This is a genomic window from Halococcus thailandensis JCM 13552, from assembly GCF_000336715.1.
Classification (GTDB): Archaea; Halobacteriota; Halobacteria; order Halobacteriales; family Halococcaceae; genus Halococcus; species Halococcus thailandensis.
In genome coordinates, this window is sequence record NZ_AOMF01000155.1 from 61,494 (window position 1) to 84,364 (window position 22,871).

General features: G+C 67.0%; 24 protein-coding genes and 2 pseudogenes. 9 read left to right on the top strand and 17 right to left on the bottom strand.

Annotation, left to right across the window (positions count from 1 at the left end; genetic code table 11):
• Positions 1-93: 93 nt before the first annotated feature.
• The 6 genes from C451_RS10275 to larB all read right to left on the bottom strand — a co-directional run bounded on the left by C451_RS10275 (position 94) and on the right by larB (position 5,137).
• A complete protein-coding gene (locus C451_RS10275) occupies positions 94-1,098 on the bottom strand; it encodes a halocyanin domain-containing protein (protein WP_049913085.1) in 1,005 nt (334 codons plus the stop codon).
• 5 nt (positions 1,099-1,103) lie between these two features.
• Positions 1,104-2,261, bottom strand: coding sequence for a multicopper oxidase domain-containing protein (locus tag C451_RS10280; RefSeq protein ID WP_007740309.1), 1,158 nt, complete (start codon positions 2,259-2,261; stop codon positions 1,104-1,106).
• Positions 2,262-2,439: 178 nt separating this feature from the next.
• The gene (locus tag C451_RS10285) at positions 2,440-3,822 is read right to left on the bottom strand and encodes a phosphoglucomutase/phosphomannomutase family protein (RefSeq protein ID WP_007740310.1); all 1,383 of its coding nucleotides are present in this window, start codon (positions 3,820-3,822) and stop codon (positions 2,440-2,442) included.
• Positions 3,823-3,858: 36 nt separating this feature from the next.
• Positions 3,859-4,098, bottom strand: coding sequence for a GIY-YIG nuclease family protein (locus tag C451_RS10290; RefSeq protein ID WP_007740311.1), 240 nt, complete (start codon positions 4,096-4,098; stop codon positions 3,859-3,861).
• Positions 4,099-4,107: 9 nt separating this feature from the next.
• Complete coding sequence (locus C451_RS22910; protein WP_004051743.1) at positions 4,108-4,257, bottom strand: DUF7563 family protein; 150 nt, start codon at positions 4,255-4,257, stop codon at positions 4,108-4,110.
• Between the two features lie 115 nt (positions 4,258-4,372).
• Complete coding sequence (gene larB, locus C451_RS10295; RefSeq protein ID WP_007740312.1) at positions 4,373-5,137, bottom strand: nickel pincer cofactor biosynthesis protein LarB; 765 nt, start codon at positions 5,135-5,137, stop codon at positions 4,373-4,375.
• A 230-nt stretch (positions 5,138-5,367) separates the two neighbouring features.
• Here larB and C451_RS10300 point away from each other — a divergent pair, with 230 nt between their 5' ends.
• Positions 5,368-5,535, top strand: a complete 168-nt coding sequence (locus tag C451_RS10300) for a hypothetical protein (protein WP_007740313.1) — start codon at positions 5,368-5,370, stop codon at positions 5,533-5,535.
• An 89-nt stretch (positions 5,536-5,624) separates the two neighbouring features.
• On the opposite strand, the gene C451_RS10305 is transcribed toward C451_RS10300, so the two are convergent.
• Genes C451_RS10305 through C451_RS10315 form a run of 3 tightly spaced genes read right to left on the bottom strand, consistent with a single transcriptional unit; the run spans position 5,625 to position 8,288 of the window.
• Entirely contained in the window at positions 5,625-6,428 is an 804-nt protein-coding gene (locus C451_RS10305) for an ABC transporter permease subunit (RefSeq protein ID WP_007740314.1), read from the bottom strand.
• Entirely contained in the window at positions 6,425-7,210 is a 786-nt protein-coding gene (locus tag C451_RS10310; protein WP_007740315.1) for an ABC transporter permease subunit, read from the bottom strand. The genes C451_RS10305 and C451_RS10310 overlap by 4 nt, the downstream gene beginning before the upstream one ends.
• The gene (locus tag C451_RS10315) at positions 7,203-8,288 is read right to left on the bottom strand and encodes an ABC transporter ATP-binding protein (RefSeq protein ID WP_007740316.1); all 1,086 of its coding nucleotides are present in this window, start codon (positions 8,286-8,288) and stop codon (positions 7,203-7,205) included. The genes C451_RS10310 and C451_RS10315 overlap by 8 nt, the downstream gene beginning before the upstream one ends.
• A 194-nt stretch (positions 8,289-8,482) precedes the next feature.
• On the opposite strand from C451_RS10315, the gene C451_RS22915 reads away from it, so the two are divergent.
• A complete protein-coding gene (locus tag C451_RS22915) occupies positions 8,483-8,641 on the top strand; it encodes a DUF7563 family protein (protein WP_004051749.1) in 159 nt (52 codons plus the stop codon).
• 2 nt (positions 8,642-8,643) lie between these two features.
• Here the strand turns inward: C451_RS22915 and C451_RS10320 are convergent.
• Both C451_RS10320 and C451_RS21080 read right to left on the bottom strand, forming a co-directional pair.
• A pseudogene (locus C451_RS10320) lies at positions 8,644-9,693 on the bottom strand (phosphoglucosamine mutase); the annotation flags it as partial.
• A 113-nt stretch (positions 9,694-9,806) separates the two neighbouring features.
• Positions 9,807-10,151: pseudogene (locus C451_RS21080) on the bottom strand (phosphoglucosamine mutase); the annotation flags it as partial.
• Between the two features lie 100 nt (positions 10,152-10,251).
• On the opposite strand from C451_RS21080, the gene C451_RS10325 reads away from it, so the two are divergent.
• Positions 10,252-10,863 (top strand): histidine phosphatase family protein, encoded by a 612-nt coding sequence (locus C451_RS10325; RefSeq protein ID WP_007740317.1) that lies wholly within the window; start codon positions 10,252-10,254, stop codon positions 10,861-10,863.
• 18 nt (positions 10,864-10,881) lie between these two features.
• Here the strand turns inward: C451_RS10325 and C451_RS10330 are convergent, their stop codons facing one another.
• The 5 genes from C451_RS10330 to larE form a co-directional block, all read right to left on the bottom strand.
• Positions 10,882-11,925: a hypothetical protein gene (locus tag C451_RS10330; protein WP_007740318.1), complete on the bottom strand. Its 1,044-nt coding sequence runs from the start codon at positions 11,923-11,925 to the stop codon at positions 10,882-10,884.
• The gene (locus C451_RS10335; protein ID WP_007740321.1) at positions 11,922-12,134 is read right to left on the bottom strand and encodes a DUF4177 domain-containing protein; all 213 of its coding nucleotides are present in this window, start codon (positions 12,132-12,134) and stop codon (positions 11,922-11,924) included. Before C451_RS10335 ends, C451_RS10330 begins: the two co-directional genes overlap by 4 nt.
• Positions 12,135-12,195: 61 nt before the next feature.
• Positions 12,196-12,585, bottom strand: a complete 390-nt coding sequence (locus C451_RS10340; RefSeq protein ID WP_007740323.1) for a hypothetical protein — start codon at positions 12,583-12,585, stop codon at positions 12,196-12,198.
• Between the two features lie 67 nt (positions 12,586-12,652).
• A complete protein-coding gene (locus C451_RS10345; RefSeq protein WP_007740325.1) occupies positions 12,653-12,850 on the bottom strand; it encodes a hypothetical protein in 198 nt (65 codons plus the stop codon).
• A gap of 58 nt (positions 12,851-12,908) precedes the next feature.
• Positions 12,909-13,763, bottom strand: a complete 855-nt coding sequence (gene larE, locus C451_RS10350) for an ATP-dependent sacrificial sulfur transferase LarE (RefSeq protein WP_007740326.1) — start codon at positions 13,761-13,763, stop codon at positions 12,909-12,911.
• An 87-nt stretch (positions 13,764-13,850) separates the two neighbouring features.
• Here larE and C451_RS10355 point away from each other — a divergent pair, with 87 nt between their 5' ends.
• From C451_RS10355 to C451_RS10370, 4 genes are all read left to right on the top strand, one after another.
• A complete protein-coding gene (locus C451_RS10355; RefSeq protein ID WP_007740327.1) occupies positions 13,851-15,830 on the top strand; it encodes a helix-hairpin-helix domain-containing protein in 1,980 nt (659 codons plus the stop codon).
• Positions 15,831-16,017: 187 nt separating this feature from the next.
• Positions 16,018-16,395 (top strand): FAS1-like dehydratase domain-containing protein, encoded by a 378-nt coding sequence (locus C451_RS10360; RefSeq protein WP_007740328.1) that lies wholly within the window; start codon positions 16,018-16,020, stop codon positions 16,393-16,395.
• Positions 16,396-16,512: 117 nt separating this feature from the next.
• A complete protein-coding gene (locus C451_RS10365; RefSeq protein ID WP_007740329.1) occupies positions 16,513-17,727 on the top strand; it encodes a trans-sulfuration enzyme family protein in 1,215 nt (404 codons plus the stop codon).
• A gap of 83 nt (positions 17,728-17,810) precedes the next feature.
• Positions 17,811-18,926, top strand: coding sequence for an ORC1-type DNA replication protein (locus C451_RS10370; RefSeq protein ID WP_007740331.1), 1,116 nt, complete (start codon positions 17,811-17,813; stop codon positions 18,924-18,926).
• 25 nt (positions 18,927-18,951) lie between these two features.
• Here C451_RS10370 and tatC read toward each other — a convergent pair whose 3' ends face one another.
• A complete protein-coding gene (tatC, locus tag C451_RS10375; protein WP_007740333.1) occupies positions 18,952-19,725 on the bottom strand; it encodes a twin-arginine translocase subunit TatC in 774 nt (257 codons plus the stop codon).
• A 94-nt stretch (positions 19,726-19,819) separates the two neighbouring features.
• Here tatC and C451_RS10380 point away from each other — a divergent pair, with 94 nt between their 5' ends.
• Both C451_RS10380 and C451_RS10385 read left to right on the top strand, forming a co-directional pair.
• On the top strand, positions 19,820-22,066 hold the full coding sequence (locus tag C451_RS10380; protein ID WP_007740334.1) for a twin-arginine translocase subunit TatC: 2,247 nt from the start codon (positions 19,820-19,822) through the stop codon (positions 22,064-22,066).
• Between the two features lie 75 nt (positions 22,067-22,141).
• Positions 22,142-22,855 carry a queuosine precursor transporter gene (locus C451_RS10385; protein ID WP_007740335.1) on the top strand — a complete coding sequence of 238 codons (714 nt, stop codon included), beginning with the start codon at positions 22,142-22,144 and terminating at the stop codon, positions 22,853-22,855.
• The last annotated feature ends 16 nt before the right edge of the window (positions 22,856-22,871 follow it).

Sequence of the window (22,871 nt, forward strand, 5' to 3'; positions counted from 1 at the left end):
ATCGACGGGTATCACATCGACGGGCATCGCACCGACGGCGAACGGTGAGGGTTCAGCCGACTACGCATCGGTGCTCCCCGTCGATTCGATGGCTCACGGCTCCCGATCGCGGCTTTTCCGAACCGCGAGGAACCCGCCGAAGACGAGCGGCGAGAGAACCGCCATCAGCCCGCTCCCGGCCAGCGCGCCGCCCCACGGTGTCGAGAGCACGTCGCCGACCGACGGGAGATCGGGGTTGCCGACGACGAGCAACCCCTTCATCCCGAGCTGCTCGTAGGCCGGACAGGAGTATTTCACCACCCGATTGCCGGTGAACGTCCACTCGAACGTCTCCCCGTCCGTCCCGCTGAAGTCGGTCCAGAACGACTCGTCGTCGGCGACGACGGTGAGCGCCTCGCTCTCCTCCAGCCGTCGCCAGACGACCGTCGTCCCTGGATCGATGTGGATCGCCGGTGGGTCGAACGCGAAGATCCCGCCGTTGCCCGGCGCGCCCACCCCGATCTCGACGCGATCGCGACCGGTCCGATCGATCACCTCTTCGAAGTTCTCGACGTCGTCGAGCCAGCCACCGTACGGCGACGACTCCTCACTACTGTTCTCCGCTTCGCTCTCGACGGCGGCATCGGCACCGACGAGGACCGCCCCGCGCATCCCCATGCTCCGGTGGGGCACGCAGGCGTAGTTGACCGCCCCCTTCTCCTCGAAGGTGTGCTCGAACGTGTGGCCGGCCTCGCTCGCGGTCTCGCTCTCGAAGGCGCCGTTCTCGGCGACGACGTTGTGGCCGCCACCCTCGCCGGTCCACTTCCAGGTGACCGTCGTCCCGGGATCGACGCGGATGGCCGGCGGCGAGAACGCGAAGTTCCCGCCGTTGCCCTTCGCGCCGACGGCCACTTCGATCTGCTTCGTTCCCGTCTTGTCGACCACCTTCTCGAAGTTGTCGACGCCGTCGAACCAGCCCGCAGCGCCGTCCTCCTGTGCGCTGGCGGTCCCTGCCGTCGCGCCGATCGCTCCGACGCCGACGGCCGTGCTGCCGGCGGCCTTCAGGAACCCCCGTCGACCGCATCGTGCCGCGCTCGGGTCCGCTGTGGTTCCCTGCATCGCGATCACTTCCCGTCGTAGCCGGCGTACTCCATGAGCTGGCCGAAGATGTCGGAGTCCATCGCCTCGCGGTAGACGATCGCGCCGAGCATCCCGCCGGGATAGCTGTCGCCGTTCATCACGTGGTTGACCTTGTGGCAGTGCATGAGGTAGATGCCCGGATCGGCGTCGGCGGTGAACTCGATCGTCCGACGCTCGGCGGGTGCGATGTTGGCGACGTCCTGGTCGTAACGGGCGACCTCGGGGATCACGCCGCCGTCGTGCTCGACCACCTCGAAGCGGTGGTTGTGGGTGTGTAGCGGGTGGGACATGTAGCCGCCGTTGACGAGGTGGACGCGGACTTTGTCACCCTTGTCGACGATGATCGGCGAGCCGTCCTCGGGGTGGAACGAGCGCGGGGCGCTCTTGCCGTTGATCGTGAACACGTCGGGGGTGCGATCGCGCGGGCTGTACTGGGCGTCCCCGCCGGCCATCATCCGATTGAGCCGGGAGTCCCACTCCTTGACCGTCATGAAGTACTCCTTGTCGACCGGCTCGTACCCTTTCGGATCGATGCGGAGGATACCGTACATCCCCATGTCGATGTGGCGATGGGTCTGGTAGTGGCAGTGATAGAAGTGCGTGCCGGGGACGTTCGCCGGGATCGTGTACGTGTGTTTCTCCCCCGGCTCGACCTGGATCCCGGTCGTGGTCGGCACGCCGTCGTTCTTCCAGGAGGTCTGCGAGCCGTGGAAGTGGACCGTGTGCGGGCGCATCCCGTCGGTGTTGTCGAGCGTCACCTCCATGTCGTTGCCCTCGGTGGTCCGGAGGATCGGCCCCGGCACGCTCGCCGGCCCGTCGTCGGCCTTGAACGCCCAGACCTGCGGGAGTTCGATCGGTCCGCCCATCGTCTCCTTCGGGTGGACGGCGTGTCGGCACTGCTCGGTGGCGAGCGTCACCTTCCCGCCTTGATCGTCGACCTGCACGACCTCGGGCGGCGAGGTATAGGGGAGCTTGCCGTCGCTCCCGCTCACGTTCGCCGGCGGTTCGCCGACCGTCGGGTTCGCCGACTGCTGGCCGCCCGCCGTGCAGCCGGCGAGCAGCGCCGTGCCGACACCGCCGCTCGCCGCCAGAAACTCCCGCCGTGAGATGCCCGTCCCCGGAGCGCCGATCCGATCAGTCATGATACAGTTGCAGCTACGAACGGGAGTTGAATAAACCGCGAACCCGATTTTCATCCGGTGAGAACCGACCCAGTGGTGGCCGATAGTGATATATATTTCCATGCCGATCTCGCACGCTTCCGTCACGATCGGCCCCGATGAGCGCGTCCTGCCGATGGTCCGGTGGCTGCCGCCCGACTCAGACGAGCGGCGCGACCAGTTCCTCGCCAGCGTCGAGCAACGCCGCAACCCGCTCCTCGCTTTCGGCCTCGGCGTAGACCCGCAGCACGGGCTCCGTCCCACTGGGTCGGACGAGCAGCCACGCACCGCTTTCGAGAACGGTCTTGAATCCGTCCTTGGTCACGACGTCCGCGACCGGCTCGCCCGCGACACGATCGGGCAGTTCACCCTCCAGCTCGTCGAGCACGCGCGCCTTCTCGTCGTCCGGACAGTCGACGCTGATCTTCGACTGGTGGATCTCGCCGTGCTCGTCGAGCAGTCGATCGACCCGCTCGTCGAGCGGTTCCTCCCGCTCGGCGGCCGCCGCGAGCAGCGCCAGCAGCACGCCGTCCTTCTCGCGGACGTGGCCAGCGACCGAGAACCCGCCCGACTCCTCGCCGCCGACGAGCGCGTCTGTCTCGGCCATCGCCCGCGCGACCCACTTGAACCCGACCGCCGTCTCGACGACCGACTCGCCGTGTGCCTCGGCGATCCGATCGACGAGGAACGTCGTCGAGACGGTTCGCACCGCCGGCCCCGACGCCGATTCGAGGAGGAAGTCGTAGAGCGCGGCGAAAAACAGGTTCTCGTCGAGGTAGCCCCGGTCGGGTGTCACCACGGCGAGCCGGTCGGCGTCGCCGTCGTTGGCGATGCCGAGGCTCGCGTCGCCGTCCTGGACGTGCGTCGCCAGTTCACCGAGATGTTCGGCGCTCGGCTCGGGCGGCGTACCACCGAAGTCGGGCGCGCGCTCGCAGCGCAGTCGTTCGACCGACGCACCCGCTCCGGCGAGCAGTTCGTCGGTGACGCCGCGGCCGCTGCCGTGCATGGCGTCGTAGGCGACGGTCAGGTCGTCGAGGGTGGTCTCGTCGGCGTACTCCGCCACGAGATCGTGAGCGTGTTCGGCGTGCGAGGCGACGAAATCCGTCTCCTGGATCGTCCCCCACTCCGCCTCGGGGAGCGGTTCCGGCTCGGCGAGGTTCGCCTCGATCGACTCCGTGATCTCGGGCAGCGCGGGCGCGCCGTCGTCGGGGATGAACTTCACGCCGTTGTACTCCGCCGGGTTGTGCGAGGCGGTGACCATCAGCCCGCCGGCGAGATCGCGGTCGGCGATCGCCCAGGCCAGCAGCGGCGTCGGGCGGTCGCGCTCGGGCAGGAGGACGTCGAACCCGTTGGCCGCGAGCACCCGCGCGAGCTCCTCGGCGAACCCGCGCGAGCTCTCGCGGGCGTCGTAGCAGACGCCGACCGGCGCGTCGCGCCCGTCGAGATGGGTCGCGACCGCCTGGCCGACCATCCGCACGCGGGGTGCGGTGAAGACGTCGAGCGTCGCCCGCCAGCCGTCGGTACCGAACGAGATAGCGTCCATGCCTCCGGTGTCGCCGCCGTGAACAAAAGCTTCCCGTCACTCGCACAGCCGTTCCTTCCGACTGCGCGAGAACCCCTTGATCTCGTGTTCGCGCGAGAGCGCCGCTCCTTTCGACTCGAACGTCTCCGTGTGGCGCAGCTCGACGGGCGTCCGCCCGCGGGTGTATTTCGCGCCGGTGCCGGCGTTGTGCTCGGCCACCCGTCGCTCGACGTCGGTCGTGTAGCCGGTGTAGAGGGAGCCGTCGCTACACTCGACGATGTAGACGTGGTGGCTCACGGAGGGCGTTCAGGCGTTTTTCGCGCGCTCTTTAGCCGCCTCGGCGATGCCGGCGTTCGCCGCGCAGCCGGGACAGGCGAACAGTCGCCCGTCCTCGTCGGCGAACACCCGCTCGAACTGCTCCGAGACGTGCTCGCCACAGTAGTCGCATTCTGGCATGTGTGGTGTGTTGGCAGTAGTTTCGCCAACGACAATTGTAGGGTCTCACGCGGTAAATACCCTTTCCGCGGCGGTATCGGCTCTGCACAGCCGCACCATCTGCGCCCGTTCTCGCTCACTTTCGTGCCTCGTCGAGTGTCTGTGCAATCAACCCTGCCTGTGCACCCGCGACGAACCCCGCATCGACGTTTACGGTCGTGAGCGCGGTGCACGACTGGAGCGCACCGGCGAGCGCCGCCTCACCCTCTCCCCCATAGCCGTAGCCCGAATCGGTAGGCAGGGCGATCACGGGAATATCGACGAGTCCGGCGATCACGGTCGGCAGCGCGCCCTCGCGCCCGGCGGCGACCACGAGCACGTCCATATCTCGGAGTTCGTCGAGCTCGTCGAACAACCGATGGACACCGGCGACGCCGACGTCGTCGTAGCGCTCGACGGTGGCTCCCATCGCGCCGACGACGGCCGCCGCCTCACCCGCCGGCCCCGCATCGACCGTCCCGGCGGTGACGATCCCGACCGTCGCCTCCAGGACTGGCGGCTCGAAGTCGGCCGTCCGCACCCGGAGGACGTTCGCGCGCTCGTCGTAGTCGATCTCCGCCGCGGGCCAGTCGTCGGCGAGTCGGTCACGCACCGTCGCGGCGGTGTCGTCGCCGATCCTGGTGGCGAGTCCGCGTCCCGTCGTTTCGAGGGCGAGGGCGAGCAGTTCGTGGATCTCGTCGGTCGTCTTTCCCTCGGCGAACACCGCCTCGGGGACCCCGCTCCGTGCCTCGCGAGCGGCGTCGAACCGTCCCGCCTCGCCCGACGCGTAGCCCGCGAGGCGCGCTTCGGCCGTCGCTATCGAGATCTCGCCCGCCGCGAGGGCGGCCAGCGTTTCGCGCATGCGCTCCCTGGGTGCTGGACGTACTACTCCTCGTCGTCTTTCCGACGGCCGATTACTGTCGATCGGCGGTCCGCTTGGCCGTCTCTGGTAGATTTCACACCGCCGTTCGTGGTATTTTCCGACCGCCGGCGTCGCCATCACCCCGGGTGACCGGACGAACCGCTTCGAGAGCGCCGATATCGAGTGATTATGGCAATATTTATAAAGCGCCCTTTTGAAAACGGCCCTGTATGGCAGACCTGATCGTCAAAGCCGCCGTGAAGGATGAGCTGAGTGACATGAATGTCTCGTCGGACTTCTACGATGCCCTCGACGACGAGGTCTCGTCGCTGCTCGAAAACGCCGCCCGCCGCGCCGACGAGAACGACCGCAAGACCGTGCAGCCGCGCGACCTGTAAGGTCGACCGCTCGATTTTCGAACTATTTCACCGCCGATCAGCGACGGCTACAGTCCGCATCGATCGTCAGGGCCGCGTTACGGGACGTATCATTGGATGTCCATCCGGATGAAGCGATGCCGGCTCACTCCCACCAGTACGACTGTGGCGGCGAGCAGGAGGGCCGCGCCGGCGACGTCGTACACACCATCCAGCAGGATGTCGTTCGGGTCGAAGTGGGCCATCGGGGCGACGTTCGCCAGCCAGCCGACGTCCGTCACGGGGACGAACGACTGGAAGAGATACAGCGCGAACAGCAGCCCGATGGCGGCGTTTCTCGCGGTGTCGGCGTCGTCGAGAAACACCGAGAGCGCCAGTCCGATCGCCCCACAGCAGAGCAGATACGGAATCGAGAGCGCGTGAAGGGCGGCGAGCTCCGCGAGGGGAACGGTGACGTCGACGTACGCGGCGGCGAGGGCGATCACCGCCGGCGTGACGACGCTCGCGGTGACGATCGGGACGAGCAGCGCGAGGAACTTCTCGAACACCACCGTCCCCCGCGAGATCGGCGCGGAGAGCAACACGTCCATCCGGTCGGTCTCGACGTCGTCGGCGATCGACCCCGCCGCGGTGTAGGCGAGGTAGATCCCGAAGAACAGACTCCAAAACAGGGTGTAGAACTCGCCGGCGAGCAACCCCTCGGCGCTCGCCAGACTTTCGAGACCGAACGCCTGAACGAACGGCTGTGGCAGCTGCGTGGTGAGCTGCTCGAACTGGGCGCTCGTGGCGACGTCGGCCGTGACGAGCGGTGCGGCGGCGACGAACGCGACACCCATGAGCGCGAAGGCCGCGCTGAGGCCGAGTGCGGCGGTGAGCCGCTGTTCGCCCTCGTACCGGAAGACGTCGAGCGTCATCCGATATCCATCCTCCCGAACCGAACGAGACCGACGAGCACCAACACCGCGGCAGCCGCGAGCAGGATCGCCCCGCCCGCGAGGTCGTAGCTGCCGTCGACGAGGATCGCGGTCGGATCGATGTAGTTCATCGGTGCGACGATTCCTAGGATCTCGTAGTCGGTGCCGATGAACACCGTTTCGAGCAGATACGTGACGACGAGCGTTCCGACGGCAGCGATCCGTGCGTGGCTCTCGTCCGTGAAGAACACCGAGAAGACGAAGCCGACGGCCGCACAGCAGAGCAGGTAGGGCACGGCGAGCGTGTGGAGCACGAGGAGATTCACCGGATCGAGGGTTTGGTCGAGAAAGCTCGCAGCCACGGCGAGCACGATCGGCGTGACCGCGTTGATCGCGAGGATCGGGAGCAGTAGCGAGAGGAACTCCTCGCCGGCGAGTCGTGTCCGCGAGACCGGCGCGGCGAGCAGGCTGTCGATCCGGCCGGACTCGATCTCGCCGGCGATCATCGAGGCCGCGTTGTACGCGAGATAGATGCCGAGCACGAGTAGCCAGCCGACCTGGTAGAGCTCGACCGCGAGGATCCCGGGAAGGGTGTTCATGCTCTTGATGCCGAGCCCCTCCGTGAGCTGTTTTGGGAGCTCGGCGAAGAGACTCGCCAGATCGAGGTCGGTAAACGAAGGAGCGATCGCCACGAACATCGTGCCGTAGAACGCCGCCGCGACCACGATCGTGAGCGCGAGCATCGCCCGGCGCTCGCTCTCGTAGCGCGCGACCTCAAACATCCGCGTTCCCCTCCGGACCCGATTCCGCTTCAGCCGTCCCGCTGGCTGCCGACTCCGTCTCGGGATCGACCTCGCCGTAGAAACGCATGAACACGTCCTCCAGGGGCGCGTCCGCGATGTCGAGATCGAGGATATCGTACGTCACGAGATGCGAGAGGAGGTCGTTGTAGTCGCCCGTGAACGTGAAGCTTACGCTCGTACCGTCGCGGCCGCCCGACGAGGCATCCTCGTTTTTGGCGGCTCCATCGGCGGACGACGGTCGGTCGCCCGTCGCTCGCGCCCCGTCATCTCTCTCGCCCCCGTCGGCCGTCGTCGGCCGGGACGATCGCTCGTCGCCAGCGACGCTCACGTCGTGTGCGCCCTCGATGGCGAACGCCTCCCTGTCGACGGGATCGGCGACGCGCACCGAGACGCGCTTGCCGCCGCGATCGAGCAGGGTTTCGACGTCTTCGAGCTCGACGAGATGGCCGTTTCGGATGACGCCGACCCGATCGCAGATCTTCTGGACCTCGCTCAGGATGTGCGAGGAGAAGAAGAACGTCTTCCCCTTGGCCTGCTCGTCGCGGATGAACTCGTAGAAGCGCTCCTGCATCAACGGATCGAGCCCCGAGGTGGGTTCATCCATGATGACGAGATCGGGGTCGTGCATGAACGCGAGCACGATGGCGAGTTTGCGCTTGTTGCCCGTCGAATACTCGCCGATCTCGCGCTCCATCGGCGGGTCGAACAGTTCGAGCAGCTCTTCGCTCCGGCTGTCGCCCTTGAGCGACGCCTGGTAGCGCAGAAATCGCTCGCCGGTGACGTCCTCGTCGAACCCCATCTCGGCGGGAACGTATCCCAGATGGCGCTTGGCCTCGATCATCGCTTTCCGATCGGTGACGTCGTGACCCAACACCGTTGCGCTCCCGCTCGTCGGCGACTGAAAGCCCATCAGCGTGCGGATCGTGGTCGATTTGCCAGCGCCGTTCGGGCCCAGATAGCCGAACACCTCGCCCTCGCGCACCTCGAAGGTAAGATCCTCGTTGGCGCGGACGTCGCCGTAGTGTTTGGTCAGCCCCTCGGTTGTGATTGCGGCCATGGTTCGGCTCGTCCCGATCGCTACGCCCCATGAACGGATGAACGTTGGTCCGTGTCGCTGTCTCCGATGCTCGATCCGTGATTACGTTCCATGGTGAAACTGTCACGAACAGCGGTCGTACGGCCGACAGGAACCCGGAGACCGGCCGCGAGCGTATCGTCGCCTATATATTGGATGGCACGAAATGACACTGCATGCCGGAATGCCAGAACTGTGGTGCGTTCGTGACGGCGGCGTATGCGCGAGTGTTCACCCCAAGCGGCATCGACGAACCACGCGTCTGTCCCCAGTGTGAGGACAAGATCCGCGACGGCGCGGACGTCAGACAGGCGCGCTCGACGCGGCGAAGCTAACCTCACTCCTTCTGACGTGCATCCGCGACGACAGCGCTCGCCAGCTCGAACAGCTCCTCGCAGCGCTCCTCGTCACGCGCCTCGGCGGTGATCCGCACGAGCGGCTGTGTCCCGCTCGCCCGCACCAGCACCCAGCCGTCGTCGAAATCGATCCGAACCCCGTCGAGCGTCCGCACGTCGTCGTACTCCGCAGTGACCTGCTTCTCGACACGCTCCATCACCCGCCCTTTCTCCGCGACCTCGACGCTCTCGCGGCGAATGGGATAGGTCTCGATCTCGTCGACGCGCTCGGCGAGCGGGCGCTCGGCGGCGAGGGCCACCAATCGAACGGCCGCAAGCGGGCCGTCGGGACAGAGCGTTTGTGTAGGCCATATCCACGCGCCGCTCGGCTCGCCACCGAAGACCACGTCCGGATCGGTCGCGCGCTCGGCGACGAAGACGTCGCCCACCCTCGTGTGCGTCACCGACGCCGCCGGCGCGACCGCGTCGTCGACCGCGAGGCTCGTGTCGACGGGAACGGCGACCTGTGGATCGTCGACGTCGCTCTCGGCGACCGCCTCGCGGGCGAACAGCGCGAGCTGGACGTCGCCCGAAACGAACTCCCCCTCGCCGGTCACGGCACGCAGGCGGTCGGCGTCGCCGTCGTGGGCGAGCCCCATCTCCGCGTCGCTCGTCTCGACCAGCGCGCGGAGCGATTCGCAGTTCTCGGCGGTGGGCTCCGAGGGTCGTCCCGGGAAGGAGCCGTCGGGCTGGGCGTTGAGCGTCTCGACCTCGCAGCCGAGCGTCTGGAGCGCCCTGACCGTGACCCCGCCGGCACCGTTGCCGAGATCGACGATCACCGACGGCGGGTCGTCGATTTCGACTTCGGCGAGCGCGCCCAGATGCTGCTCGCCCGTGTCGATCTCGCGTCGCTCGCCGAGCTCGTCCCACGGGACGAGGCTCGACTCGCCTTCGCGTACGCGTCGGGCGATCTCTTCACGACGCTCCTCGTCGAAAGCCTGTCCGCTCGGCTGCCAGAGTTTGATCCCGTTGTCCGGTGCCGGGTTGTGGCTCCCCCCCCCCCCCCCCCCCCCCCCCCCCCCCCCCCCCCCCCCCCCCCCCCCCCCCCCCCCCCCCCCCCCCCCCCCCCCCCCNAGATGTGTATAAGAGACAGGGCGATCTCTTCACGACGCTCCTCGTCGAAAGCCTGTCCGCTCGGCTGCCAGAGTTTGATCCCGTTGTCCGGTGCCGGGTTGTGGCTCGCCGTCACCGAGACGCCCGCGTCGGCCTCCTGCCAGCCGACCGCTCTGGCCACCGTCGGCGTCGCTGCCAGACCTGTGTCCAGGACGTCGGTGCCGGATTCGCGCAGGCCAGCCGTCAGCGCGTCGGTCAGGAGACGGCCGCTCGCGCGCGGGTCGCGCCCGACGACGACGCGCTCGGCGTCGATCCCGAGCGCGCGCCCCACGTCGAGGGCGAGCGCCGCGGTGACTTCCTCGCCGACCGGTCCCCGGATACCGCTGGTGCCGAACATGGTCGTTCGAGAGCCGAGCCGTACAAAACGCTGACTCACGCGACCACGCCGCCTCGACCCGGATACGAACGTTCTTTCGGACGGCCGACGCACACGTTCCATGACCATCGTACTCGTCCGTCACGGCGAAACCGACTGGAACGCCGAGCGACGCCTGCAGGGCTGGGCGCCGACGCCGCTGTCCGAGCGCGGGCGCGAACAGGCAACTCGCGCCGGCGAACACCTCGCCGCGCGCTACGCGTTCGATCGGGTGATCGCCTCCGACCTCCGACGGACACGCGAGACGGCCGAACGCATCCATCGGGCGGGTGTCGAACCCGAACCGACGTTCGAGCAGCGCTGGCGCGAGCGTGATTTCGGCGTCTATCAGGGGCTGACCTACGAGACGATGTTCGAGGAGTATCCCGAGTTCTCCGTGGGCCAGTCAGGTGAGTCAGCGCTCGCAGTGACGCCCGAACGCGGCGAGAGCCTGCTCGATTTGCGCGAGCGCGTGCTCGCCGGCTTCGATGCGCTCGACAGTCAGGAGACGGTGCTGGTCGTCACCCACGGCGGGCCGCTCTACGCGGTCTGTAGCCACGTTCTGGAGGCCGACTACGTGACGGTTCTCGACGAGCACTCGCAGGACAACTGTGCGGTGAACGAGTGTCGACCCACGGCGGACGGGTTCGAGCTGGTTCGACGAAACGACACGGGCTATCGCGAGTCGGCGTAGAGCCGGGTTCGATCGCTTCTACCGCTGGGACTCCCGGAGAATCAGCGGTTCGATGGCGAGCGTCCGTTTGGCGAGCGTCACGATACGTGAGATGTAGGAGACGAGCAGCAGGAACGGCAGCAGCGTTATCGTCAGGCTGGCACCGACCAACAGTGCGATGTTCTCGATGCCGAGCGTGCTCCCGGGGAACGTCCCCGCCTCGCCGATCACCATCATGATGCCGGCGACGGCGAGCGCGGGGATCGCCGCGTAGAGGATGAGCTGCGAGAGCGACGTCAGCGCCCACTCGAAGTAGAGCGTCTTGACGTGTTCGCGCGCCGGGCCGAACATCGACAGCGCCGTCTTCAGTTCGTTCAACAGCTCGTTCTCGCGCTCGCCGAGGTCCGCCTCGTGATCGTTGAGCAGGCGCTCGACCTGGAAGATCTTCCAGCCGTAGTTGTAGTTCAGCGCGGCGAACACCACGTCGAAGTTGCCGAACGTGCCTCCCTGAAGCTGGTCGCGCACGGTCTCGGAGTTGCCGATGACGCTCTGGGTGAACTGGTCGATCTCCCAGCGGAGTTGGTCGCTTTCGATGTCCTCGAACCCGTCGCGGATCGCCTCGGCACGGTCCTGACTGACGTCGATGATGTTCCGGAGGAACGCCGAGGGATCGGCCGGGCTGGGCGAGCCGACGAGTTCCTCGGTGTAATCACGGAAGTCCATCGAGTCCTCCATGCGCTGGCGCTGCTCGCCCAGCGGGCCGTTCTCCTGTGAGAGCACGAGCTGAGAGATGGTGACGACGAGCGTCACACCGGTGATGACCGCGCTGATCATCGTCGAGAAGAGGGTATCGATCGTGTCGCCGTTGTTGAGCTGGGGGACCAACGGCGGTGGTAGCTCCGTCACGCCGATGACGAAGACGACGAAGAACGTGACCGCGAGCACGCCCGTGACGAGCAGTCGATTCGCCTTGAGCAGTATCCAGAGTTTGAGGCGACTCTCGTTGGCGCGCTCGCGCATCGTGTTCGCCGTGCTCACGTCGAGGTCCTTGTCGACGTTCGAGTCGTCGATGTCGGCCGTCACGGTCCGTCCCCCGTCGCTGTCGAGCGGGGCCGCTCGAAGACGATATATTTGGTTCCCCCACTGGTGTAGTCGATCGTCTCCACGAGTCGCCAGCCCTCGGCCGCCAGTTCGTTGATCGCGGCCTTCGGGTTGGCAGCCTCCTTTTTCGTCTCGTCACGCGGCGGCCTGAGAATCTCGTACTCCCACCGCCGGGAGTCCTGATCGTCCATGTGCCGTCCAGACCCGGCGACAGTAAAAGTCCCCACGTCTGCCTCACGGCTCGCCGCTATCTCAGGGCAGCCGGTTCCCGCCGGTCGAGACGTTGAGCGAGTCGAGCGTCGTCGAGTTCACGTTGTTGGAGGCAACGAGCGTCGCGTTCCGGTTCGTCGGTACCCAGATCGGAACGACGCTCTGGCCCGACGCGACGCTCACCGTGTCGTATTTCTCACCGCTCTCGCCGATGATCGTGATCGTCGTGACGTTGCTCGCCGCTGGCGTCGAGCGCAGCGTGGCGTTCACGCGGAAATGCTCGCTCGCCCACGGCTCCTCGACCGAGAGGCTTTCGAAGACCGCCGAACCGTCCGTATCGGCCGATATCGACGGTCCGAGCGTGAGACAGCCGCTGGAAACGAGAACGACGACGAGCACGATTGCGAGGGCACGACGCGGGGCTCCGACCATGCCCGTCGTTCACCGGTCACGAGGAAAACGATTCTGGTCGGTATAACTCGGGCCGAAACGCCCCCCGTCAGCGCCGTTCGATCATCGCCGTCAGCATGATTCCGTAGCCGATGACGAGCGCGACGAGACCTGTCACCAGCGCGATCTCGATGGGGCCGCTCGCACCCGCACCGACGGCGACGACCGTCCCCGTCGCGCCGGCAACCGCTCCCACCTCTGCGCGTCGCGTGTCGTCGAAGCTCTCCCGATCGAGCCGAACGTCCATACGAAATATTTCGATCGAGGATCAATGAATCTTTCCGCGACGACAGTGCGTGCGCGTTTCAGTCCTCTGGGGTCGGATACTCCGCACCGAGATCGAGATCGTCTCCCGCCTCCCCGGGACTGACGCTGCCCGTTCGATAGCCCTCCAGATCGAGCGTGACGTGCTCGAAGCCGATGTCCGAGAGATGCTCGCGGGCCGCGCGGGCGAAGTCGGGATCGAGCGCGCGCTCCAGCTCGTCCGGTGCAACCTCGATGCGGGCCAGACCGTCGTGATCGCGCACGCGGAACTGTTCGAACCCCCAGGTTCGCAGCAGGGTTTCGGCCTTCTCGACGCGCGTCAGCCGCTCCTCGGTGACTTCGAGTCCTGTGGGGATCCGCGAGGAGAGACACGCCATCGAGGGTTTCTCCGAAACCGAAAGGTCGTACTCGCGGGCGATTTCCCTGACCTCCTCCTTGGTGATGTCGTGTTCGAGCAGCGGCGAGTAGGCGTTCAGTTCCTCGACGGCCCGGAGTCCGGGACGATGTCCCTCGCCCGGATCGGAGGCGTTCGTCCCATCACAGACGGTCTCGATTCCCAGATCACGGGCGGCGTCGAACATCGCCGACAGCCGCATCGTCCGGCAGTGATAGCAGCGCTCGCCGTCGTTTGCGACGAACTCCTGGCTGTCGAGCTCGGAGAACTCGACGATCTCGTGGCGGATCCCGATCTCGTCGGCGACCTCGGTGGCTCCGCCGAGCTCGGCATCGGGCAACGTCTCGCTCTTGGCGGTGCAGGCCACGGCGTCGTCGCCGAGCGCGTCGTGAGCCAGCGCCGCGACGACGCTCGAATCCACGCCACCGGAGAAGGCGACGAGCACGCCGTCACGGTCCGCGAGATCCTCGCGCGCGGCGACCGCTTTCTCTCGGACGCTCATAGGTTCGATCGGTGGTCGCGCGCCAAAAGCACGGCGCTCGTGCGCTGCCCGGATGGTTTTTCTCCCCGGCGGGGGAGTAACGACTCGATGGAGCTCGAATCCATCTCCGGGGTCGGGGAGAAGACCGCGGCACGCCTCCAGTCGATCGAGGAGCCGGAGCGCGCGCTGCGGGAGGGTGACGTGGCGGCGCTCGCGCGCGCACCGGGGATCACGCCGGGACGGGCGGCGGCCATCGCCCGCGCGGCCATCCGTGCCGAACACGACGACTCGGGGACCTTCCTCGCCACCGATCGCGCGCGCGAGATCCATCGTGCCGTGCTCGATCTCCTCCAGGAGCGCGCGGTCACCGACGACGCCGCCCACAGGTTAGAAACGCTCTTCCCGACGGGCAGCGCCTCGCGCATCGAGGAGGTCCGTGAGTGGGTCGAGACGGCGATGGAACGCGAGCCCGACCCCGAAACTCTGGACGCGCTCGTCGGCGTCGGGCCGCTCGAATCCCCGCCGACCGAGCGGATCCGCGAGCGCTGTCTCGCGACTGCGGACGCCGAACGCCACGCCGAGGCCCAGGAGGCGTTCCCGGAGCTGTCGGTCGAGATCGTCGAGGACGCGCGCGGACTGGCGGATCTCGCGCGCGGCTACGCCACCGTCATCGTTCTCGACGAGGCGTTCGCCGGCGTCGACATCGATGGCGACGTGCGGGTCATGCCGGACGCGCTCGACAATCCCGAGGAGGTGGTGCCCGAGCGCACGCTCGCCTTCTTCGCGCACAACCGCGAGCGCATCCGTGCGGCGAGCGCCGTCCACCGTGTCGCGGAGCTCGACGCACCCCTCGATCTCGCGGCGCTCGACGATCGGCTCGCGGAGCTCGACGACGACGGTACGGTGATCGGCGACGAGGAACTCGACCGGCTGGAGCGCGCCGTCGCGGACCTGGATGCGGCGGTCTCCACGGCCGAGAGCGTCGCCAACGACCGCCTCCGGGAGGCCATCGAGGAGCGCGACGTCACGATCGAGGGCGCGGATCTGCTCTCGCTGGTCGAGCAGGGGGCGGGCGTCGATTCGTTGCTCTCGCGCGAACTCGAAGACGAGCACGCCGCAGCCATCGACGCCGCGCGCGACCAGCTCGTCGATGCGCTGGCGCTCGACAGTGGTGAAGCCGAACTCGCGACGCGCGCGTTCCCCGAGGAGCCGACGTTTCCGGTCGAGCACGACGAGGGGATCGTCAACCGCCTGCGCGATGACCTGACGGTGGCGCGCGATCGGCGGGCGAGTCGGTTGAAACGCGATCTCGCGGCCGATCTCGCCGGCATGCGCGAGGGCTGTGACGAGCTCGTCCGGGCGGCGCTCGCGCGCGACGTCGAACTCGCCGTGTCGCGCTTCGCCCGTGATTTCGACTGCGTCCTCCCCGAATTCGCGGGCTCGGGCATCGCCATCGAGGGGGGTTGCTCGCCACTGCTCGACTGTGATTTCGCCGAGGTCGAACCGATCGACTACGAGGTGTCGGGCCCGACGCTCCTCTCGGGCGTAAATTCTGGAGGTAAGACCTCGACGCTCGACCTGCTCGCGATCGTGACGGTGCTCTCGCACATGGGGTTGCCCGTTCCCGCCGACTCGGTGCGCATCGAGCGCTACGAGGCGCTGCACTATCAGGAAAAGAGCCAGGGAACGCTCGATGCGGGCGCGTTCGAGGCCACGCTCCGGGAGTTCGCCGGCCTCGTCGGCGGCGGGACACACAGGTTAGTCCTCGTCGACGAACTCGAAAGCATCACCGAGCCCGGCGCGTCGGCGACGATCATCGCCGGCATCCTGGAGGAGCTCGCCGGCAGCACGACGGGCGTGTTCGTCTCGCATCTCGCCGGCGAGATCAGCGAGGCGGCCGAGTTCGCGGTCTCGATCGACGGGATCGAGGCGGTCGGGCTCGAAAACGGGGAGCTGGTCGTCGAGCGCTCGCCGAAGAAGAATGTCCTCGCGCGCTCGACGCCCGAACTCATCGTCGAGAAGCTCGCCACGGAGTCCGACGACGACACCGACGGGTTCTACGAGAAACTGCTGGGGAAGTTCGAGTAGTCGAGTCGGTGTCTCACGTCCGATCCGCCATCGCACTCCCGAACGGTCGTCTGTACGGAGTGGAACCGCCGATCGACTCACCGCGAATCACGGACACGGACGGGAGTCGCGTGCCGCCGCAACCGCGGCAAACGAAACTCCGGTTGTACCAGCAGTTATGCCGTTGGGACGTCTCCCGTCGATCGTAATGGACGTCCACGAGGGTCAAACCCGTTCGTACGAGCGCACGTTCAGCGAGGACGACATCCAGCGATTCGCCGAACTGTCGGGCGATACGGGCCAACAGCACGTCGAGCGCGACGCCGAGGGCCGACTGATGGCCCAGGGACTGCTCACCGCGACGCTCCCGACCAAGCTCGGCGGCGACATCGACTACATCGCCCACACGCTCGAGTTCGAGTTCGTGCGCCCGGTCTTCGCCGGCGACACCATCACCTGCGAGTCGGAGATCCGATCGCTCACCGAGACCGACGACCGGACGCTGATGGAGTCGGCGTTCGTCTGCCACAACGGGGACGGCGAGGTCGTCATGCGCGGCGAGTCCGAGGGGATGATCCCGGCGTAGAATCGCCCGTCGCCCGCACCGACCTCTCCCCTCCCAAATTACCACTGCTCATATCGCGCTGGCAATAATTACTGACAACTAACGAAGGGTTTTGGTGGGGGAGCCGGTAGCACGGGTATGGACGACGACCGGCGGTTCGACACGCGGGCGATCGCCACGGGCGGGCGCGCCTCGGAGACCGGCGACGTGGTGCGACCGATCCACCTCTCCTCGACGTTCGAGCTCGGTGCGCTCGATCCGAGCATCGGTCTCGACGACGCCGATCCGGCGGCCGGCGAGTTCCTCTACTCGCGGCTCTCGAACCCGACGCGACACGCTCTCGAAGAGCGCCTCGCCGCGCTCGAAGGCGGCGATCGCGCGTTCGCCTTCTCCTCGGGTACGGCGGCGATCGCGACCACAGCACTGTCCGTCGTCGAACCCGGCGACCACGTCGTCGCCTTCGACGATCTCTACGCCGGCACGCGCCGACTGCTGGAGACCGTCTTCGAGGATCGTCTCGACGTCGCCGTCGATTTCGTCGATGCGACCGACGCCGAGACCGTGGCGGCGGCCATCGAACCCGAGACGACCCTCGTGATGATGGAGACGCCGACCAACCCTCTGCTCAAACTCTGCGACATCGAGGCCATCGCGGTGGCGGTCGGCGACGACACGACCTTCGTCGTCGACAACACCTTCCTGAGCCCGTACTTCCAGCAGCCGCTCGATCTGGGTGCCGACGTCGTGGTCCACAGCACGACCAAGTATATCAACGGCCACTCCGACTCGGTCGGCGGCGCGGCGATCACGAGCGACGCCGATCTCGCCGCGACGCTCGAATTCCACCAGCGGGTCGGGCTCGGCGACATGCTCGCGCCCTTCGATTCGTTCCTCGTCGCGCGCGGGCTGAAGACGCTGCCCGTCCGGATGGAGCGCCACGCGGACAACGCGTCGATCCTCGCGACCCACCTCGACGAGCACGAGGCGGTTCGCAACGTCCACTATCCGGGCCTCGACAGCCATCCTCAGCACGAACTCGCCCGGAAACAACAATCGGGCTTCGGCGGGGTTCTCTCGTTCGAACTCGACGGCGACTTCGCGGACGCGCAGGCCTTCCTCGAAGCGCTCGACGTGTTCTCGCTCGCCGTGAGCCTCGGCGGCGTCGAGAGTCTCATCGAGCATCCCGCGGGAATGACCCACGAGCCGATTCCGCGCGAGACACGCCTCGAAAACGGTATCACCGACACCCTGATCCGGGTCTCGGTCGGTATCGAACATCCTGAAGACCTGCTCGCCGACCTCGAACGCGGCTTCGCGGCGATGGAACGGGCCAACGCGCCGACGACCGACTGACCGTCATCGTTCGGCCGTTTGATCCTGTGTACGTCTGATCCGCCGCCGAAGCCTTGAAATCGTCGGGGAGCGTGGTGAAAGTGATGGCCGAGGACGGGATGCTCTCGTGGGACGAGTCGATCTTCCGTGACGAGCACGTCTTCGAGATCGACTACCTGCCCGAGACCTTCCGGCATCGCGACGAGCAGCTGGAGGGGCTGCAGTACGCGCTCCGGCCCGCCGTCCGAGGCTCGCGCCCGCTCAACGCGATGGTGCGCGGGCCGCCCGGCACGGGGAAGACGACGGCGATCCAGAAACTGTTCGGCGAGCTCGACGGCCGGCGCGGGGTTCGAACCGTGCGCGTCAACTGTCAGGTGGATTCGACGCGCTACGCGGTCTTCTCGCGGATCTTCGAGCAGCTCTTCGAGTACGAACCGCCGGCCAGCGGCGTCTCGTTCAAGAGCCTGTTCAAGCAGATCACCGACCACCTTACCGACGAGGACGAGATTTTAACTGTCTGTCTCGACGACGTGAACTACCTCTTCTACGAGGGCGAAGCCTCCGAGACCCTCTACTCGCTACTCAGGGCTCACGAGACACATGCGGGCGCGAAGATCGGTGTCCTTCTGGTTTCCTCGGATCTCGATCTCGACGTGATCGCCGAACTCGACGGCCGCGTCCAGAGCGTCTTCCGTCCGGAGGAGGTGTTCTTCCCGGCCTACGACGAGGACGCGATCGTCGACATCCTCGGCGAGCGCGTCGAACGTGGCTTCCGCGACGACGTACTCGCACCGCCCGTTCTCGACCGTGTGGCCGCCCTCACCGCCGAGACGGGCGATCTGCGGGTCGGGATCGATCTCCTCCGGCGGGCGGGGTTGAACGCCGAACGCCGCGCGAGCGACGCCGTGGAGAGCGAGGACGTCGAGACGGCCTACGAGACGGCCAGACACGTCCACCTATCGCGGCGCGTCCGCGGGCTGTCCGATCCGGAGCGGACGCTCCTCCTGACGATCGCCGATCACGACGGCGAGCGCGCCGGCGCGGTCTACGAGGCCTTCCACGACGAGACGGGGCTCGGCTACACGCGTTACTCGGAACTGGTCAACAAACTCGACCGCGTCGGGCTGGTCGATGCCGACTACACCACCGTCGAGGGGCGTGGTCGGTCGCGCGAGCTCTCGCTTTCGTACGACGCCGACGCGATCCGCGATCGGCTCTGAGGCCCGCTCCCGTTTCGCGACGCTGCTACTCGCTGCCCGTCCAGCGGAGCAGTAGTAGTGTGCCTTCGAACAGGGTGATCATCGTCGCCGCGACGAGGATGGGGGCCATCCCAGTCGGGTCGGGGCTGAACAGGAAGGAAAGTCCGAGGAAGGCCCCCCAGAAGTAGAGCCGTTTGCTCGCGAGCCAGGCCCGCGAGGTGACGCCCATCATGATCGCGAGCATCACGAACAGCGGGATCTGGAAGACGAGCGCGAAAAAGCCCATCAGCAGCGTCATCAGCCCGAAGGTCTCGGTCAGTCCGAACGCGATCGTCGTCACACCCTCGGAGTACTGGAGGAAGTAGGTGAAGATAACAGGCAAAATGAGATAGAACGCGAAGGCGACGCCGGCGATCGCGAGGACGAGGCTCGTCGGCACGGCCGCGAGGTAGTAGCGGCGCTCGTTCGGGTAGAGACCGGGGCGCATGAACCGATAGGTCTGATAGACGAACAGTGGCAGCGCGATCACGAACCCCGCGAGCGAGGAGACCTTGAGTCGGGCGAGGATCAGCGCGAGCGGGTCGTAGACGCGTGGTTTGGCCGCTCCCGGGCCCATCGGTCCCGGCAGCAGTTCGTACCAGATGAAGTTGATGAGATCGTCGGCGAGGGGGAAGACGATGCCGCTGACGATCGCCATGACGACCAGCACGATCGCCAGCCGCTTGATCATCTCCTCGATGTGGTCGGCAAGCGGCATCTCGGTGTCGTCGAGCGGCGCGTTCTCGCCGTCGGCGACAGCCGTCCCCGTCGACTCGGCCATTCGATCGATCGTTTCGCGGTCAGCGTTGTAAGCCTTCTTCTCGCCGGCGCGACCGACAAGATTGATAACCGGGAGTCAGCAACCCTCTCGTAGGATGTCCGGAGCCGTCGACGAGGACGTTCGCCGCTCGGTCGCGCGCGGACGGGAGACGCTGGGTGCGCTGCTGTCGGCTGCCCAGACGCATCTCCAGAAGGTCGCGATCGTCTTCCTCGTCGCCTTCCTCGGCTCGTTCTACGCGCTCTGGCTCTACGTCTGGGATCGCCTCAAAGCGGATCTCTTCGCGCGATTGCCGCCTGCGGTCGCCAAACAGACCTCGGTCGTCGCCACGACGCCGTTCGACGTGCCGCTCCTGCAGGTGAAGATCGCGTTGTTCGTCGCTGCGTTCGTCTCGCTGCCCGTCCTGCTCTACTACTCGCGCGACGCGCTCAAGACCCGCGGCTACTGGCCGCGGATCGGCGGCCGCTGGAAGGCCGCGCTCGTCGTGCTCATCGCGGCCTTCCTGTTCGTTCTCGGTGCCGCCTACGGCTACTTCGTCTTCTTCCCGCTGATGTTCGAGTTCCTGGCGTCGAACTCCGTCGCGGTCGGTTTCCAGCCAACCTACTCGATCGTGCTCTGGGCGCAGTTCATCCTCCTGCTCTCGATTTCGTTCGGTATCGCCGCCCAGCTCCCGCTCGTGATGACCGGGCTCTCGCTGTCGGAGATCGTCCCCTACGAGACATTCAGGGAAAAATGGAAGTACGCCATCATCGCCGCCTTCGGCTTCGGCGCGCTGTTCTCGCCGCCGGACCCGTTCACGCAGGTGCTCTGGGCGCTGCCGATCATCCTCCTCTACGTGCTCAGCCTCGGCCTCACGCGCTTCGTCGTGACCCTCCAGCGCGGCGGGAGCGCCGTCAGCGTTCGCGGGGTCGTCCGCGATCGCTGGCTGCGAATCTTCGGTATCCCCACGCTGATCGCCGGCGGCGTCGCCGGTGCCATCGTCGCCGGTTTCGGCGGCTACTTCAATCAGGTGATCGTCCCGCAGATCCCCTTCTTCACGCCCGAGGAACCGGTGTTCAAGTATATCGGCCCGCTGCTCGGCCTGCCGCGGGACGCGGCCATCGCGGCCGTCGCGGCGGCGGTCTTCCTCGTGTTAGTCGTCCTCGCGCTCGTCTACTACCTCTACCGCGCCGTCGAGAGCGCTGCCGCCGAACCCGGCCGCCCCGACAGCCCCGCGACGATCGACGTCGGCGCGCTCGACGAGGCGGGCGTCCGGGCCGCACCCGCCGAGGCGTTCGCCGAAATGAGCGAAGAGGAGGCGACCGCGCAGGCGAGCATGGCGATGAGCGACGGCGATCCGAACAAGGCACAGGCGATCCTCGACCGCTTCGACGACGCACAGACCGCCGACGAGGACGCCGACGAACTCGACGCGGATGCCGACCAGGACGAGGAGTTCCCCGACGAGTTCGAGCCGGCCGTCGAGGATCAGGGAACCGAAGACGCGGCCGAGAGCAACGCACTCACCCGGACGACCGCCGGGATGGTCGACTCGTTCACCGCCGAGGAGACGACCGAGGAGGACATCGGCGGCTACTACTACGACATCGCGTTCGTCCTCAACAGCCTGCGATCGCGGGCCTTCCTCCTCTTCGGACTGTTCATGGCCGTGCTCGCCGGCACGTTCATCTGGCTCTCACAGGGCGGTATCGGTGGGATTCGATCGGACTTCCTCACCCGTCTGCCGGCGGCCGTCCGCCCGGAGAGCGTCGGCGTCGTCGAACTGCATCCCGTGGAGGCGCTCGTCTTCGAGATCAAGCTCAGTACCCTCTTAGCGGTGCTCGCCATCCTGCCCTTCTTCCTCTACTGGGCCTGGCCGGCGCTGCGTGAGCGTGGTCTGGCCGGCGGCGACAGACGGGTGTTGTTCGCCTGGGCCGGTGCGATGCTGGCGAGCCTCGTCGGCGGCGTCGCGGTCGGCTACACCACCGTGGCCCCCACGGTCATCTCGTGGCTCGCCGCCGACGTCGTCGGATCGAACATGGTCGTCGCCTATCGGATCAGCGCCGCGGGCTGGCTCGTCTTCTTCACGACCGCCGGTATCGGCCTGCTCGCGATGATCCCCGTGACGATGGTGCTGTTCCATCGCGGGGGGCTGGTGCTCTACGGCGCGATGCGCAACCGCTGGCGCGAGGTGACCGTCGGCGTGTTCGCGTTCACCGCCTACGTCTCGCCGCGTGGCGTGTTCATGATGTTCATCATCGGCATCCCGATCATGCTCTGCTACGGGCTCGGACTCGGCCTGCTCTGGATATACACCCTCGGCGGGCGGCGGACGACGCGGAGCCAGCGCGAGAGCGCCGACTGACCGAACGGCCTATCTACCCGTAGCGTTCGCCTCCGGTATGACACACTCCTCGACGGACAGCGCCGGGAGGCCACGATGAGCGACCGCGGGGCCTCCGGCGTCCAGGTCGCGCTGATCGCCCTCTTTACCACGGCGCTCGTGACCGCCCAGCTCACCGCGACGAAGGTGCTCGCGTTCTCGATCCCGTTCTCGCTGCCGATCGTCGGTTCGGAGCTGATCCTTCCGGGTGCGTCGCTCGCCTACGCGCTGACCTTCCTCGCCTCCGATTGCTACTCGGAACTGTACGGCCGGCGGTCGGCGCACGTCCTCGTCAACCTCGGTTTCGCGATGAACCTCGTGCTCCTGGTGCTGGTCTGGGCGACGATCGCCGCCCCCGCCGCGGCCAGCAGCGCGGTCGATCCCGGGACGTTCGCCGCGGTGCTCGGCGCGAGCACCAACGTGGTGCTCGGCAGCCTGCTCGCCTATCTCGTGAGCCAGAACTGGGACGTGTTCGTCTTCCACCGGCTCAAGGAGTACACCGACGGGCGCGCGCTCTGGCTGCGCAACGTCGGCTCGACGGCGACGAGTCAGGCGATCGACACCGTGATCTTCGTCGGCGTCGCCTTCTATCTCGCTCCCGAACTGCTCGGCGTCGGCAGCGCGCTCCCGCCGTCGATCCTGCTCGGTCTCGGGATCGGCCAGTACCTTCTCAAACTCCTCATCGCGCTGTTCGACACGCCCGCGGTCTACGCCATCGTCGGCTACGCGCGCTCGCGGACGACGACCGGATCGGCCACCAGCGCCGACTGATCTTCTTTCCCACTTC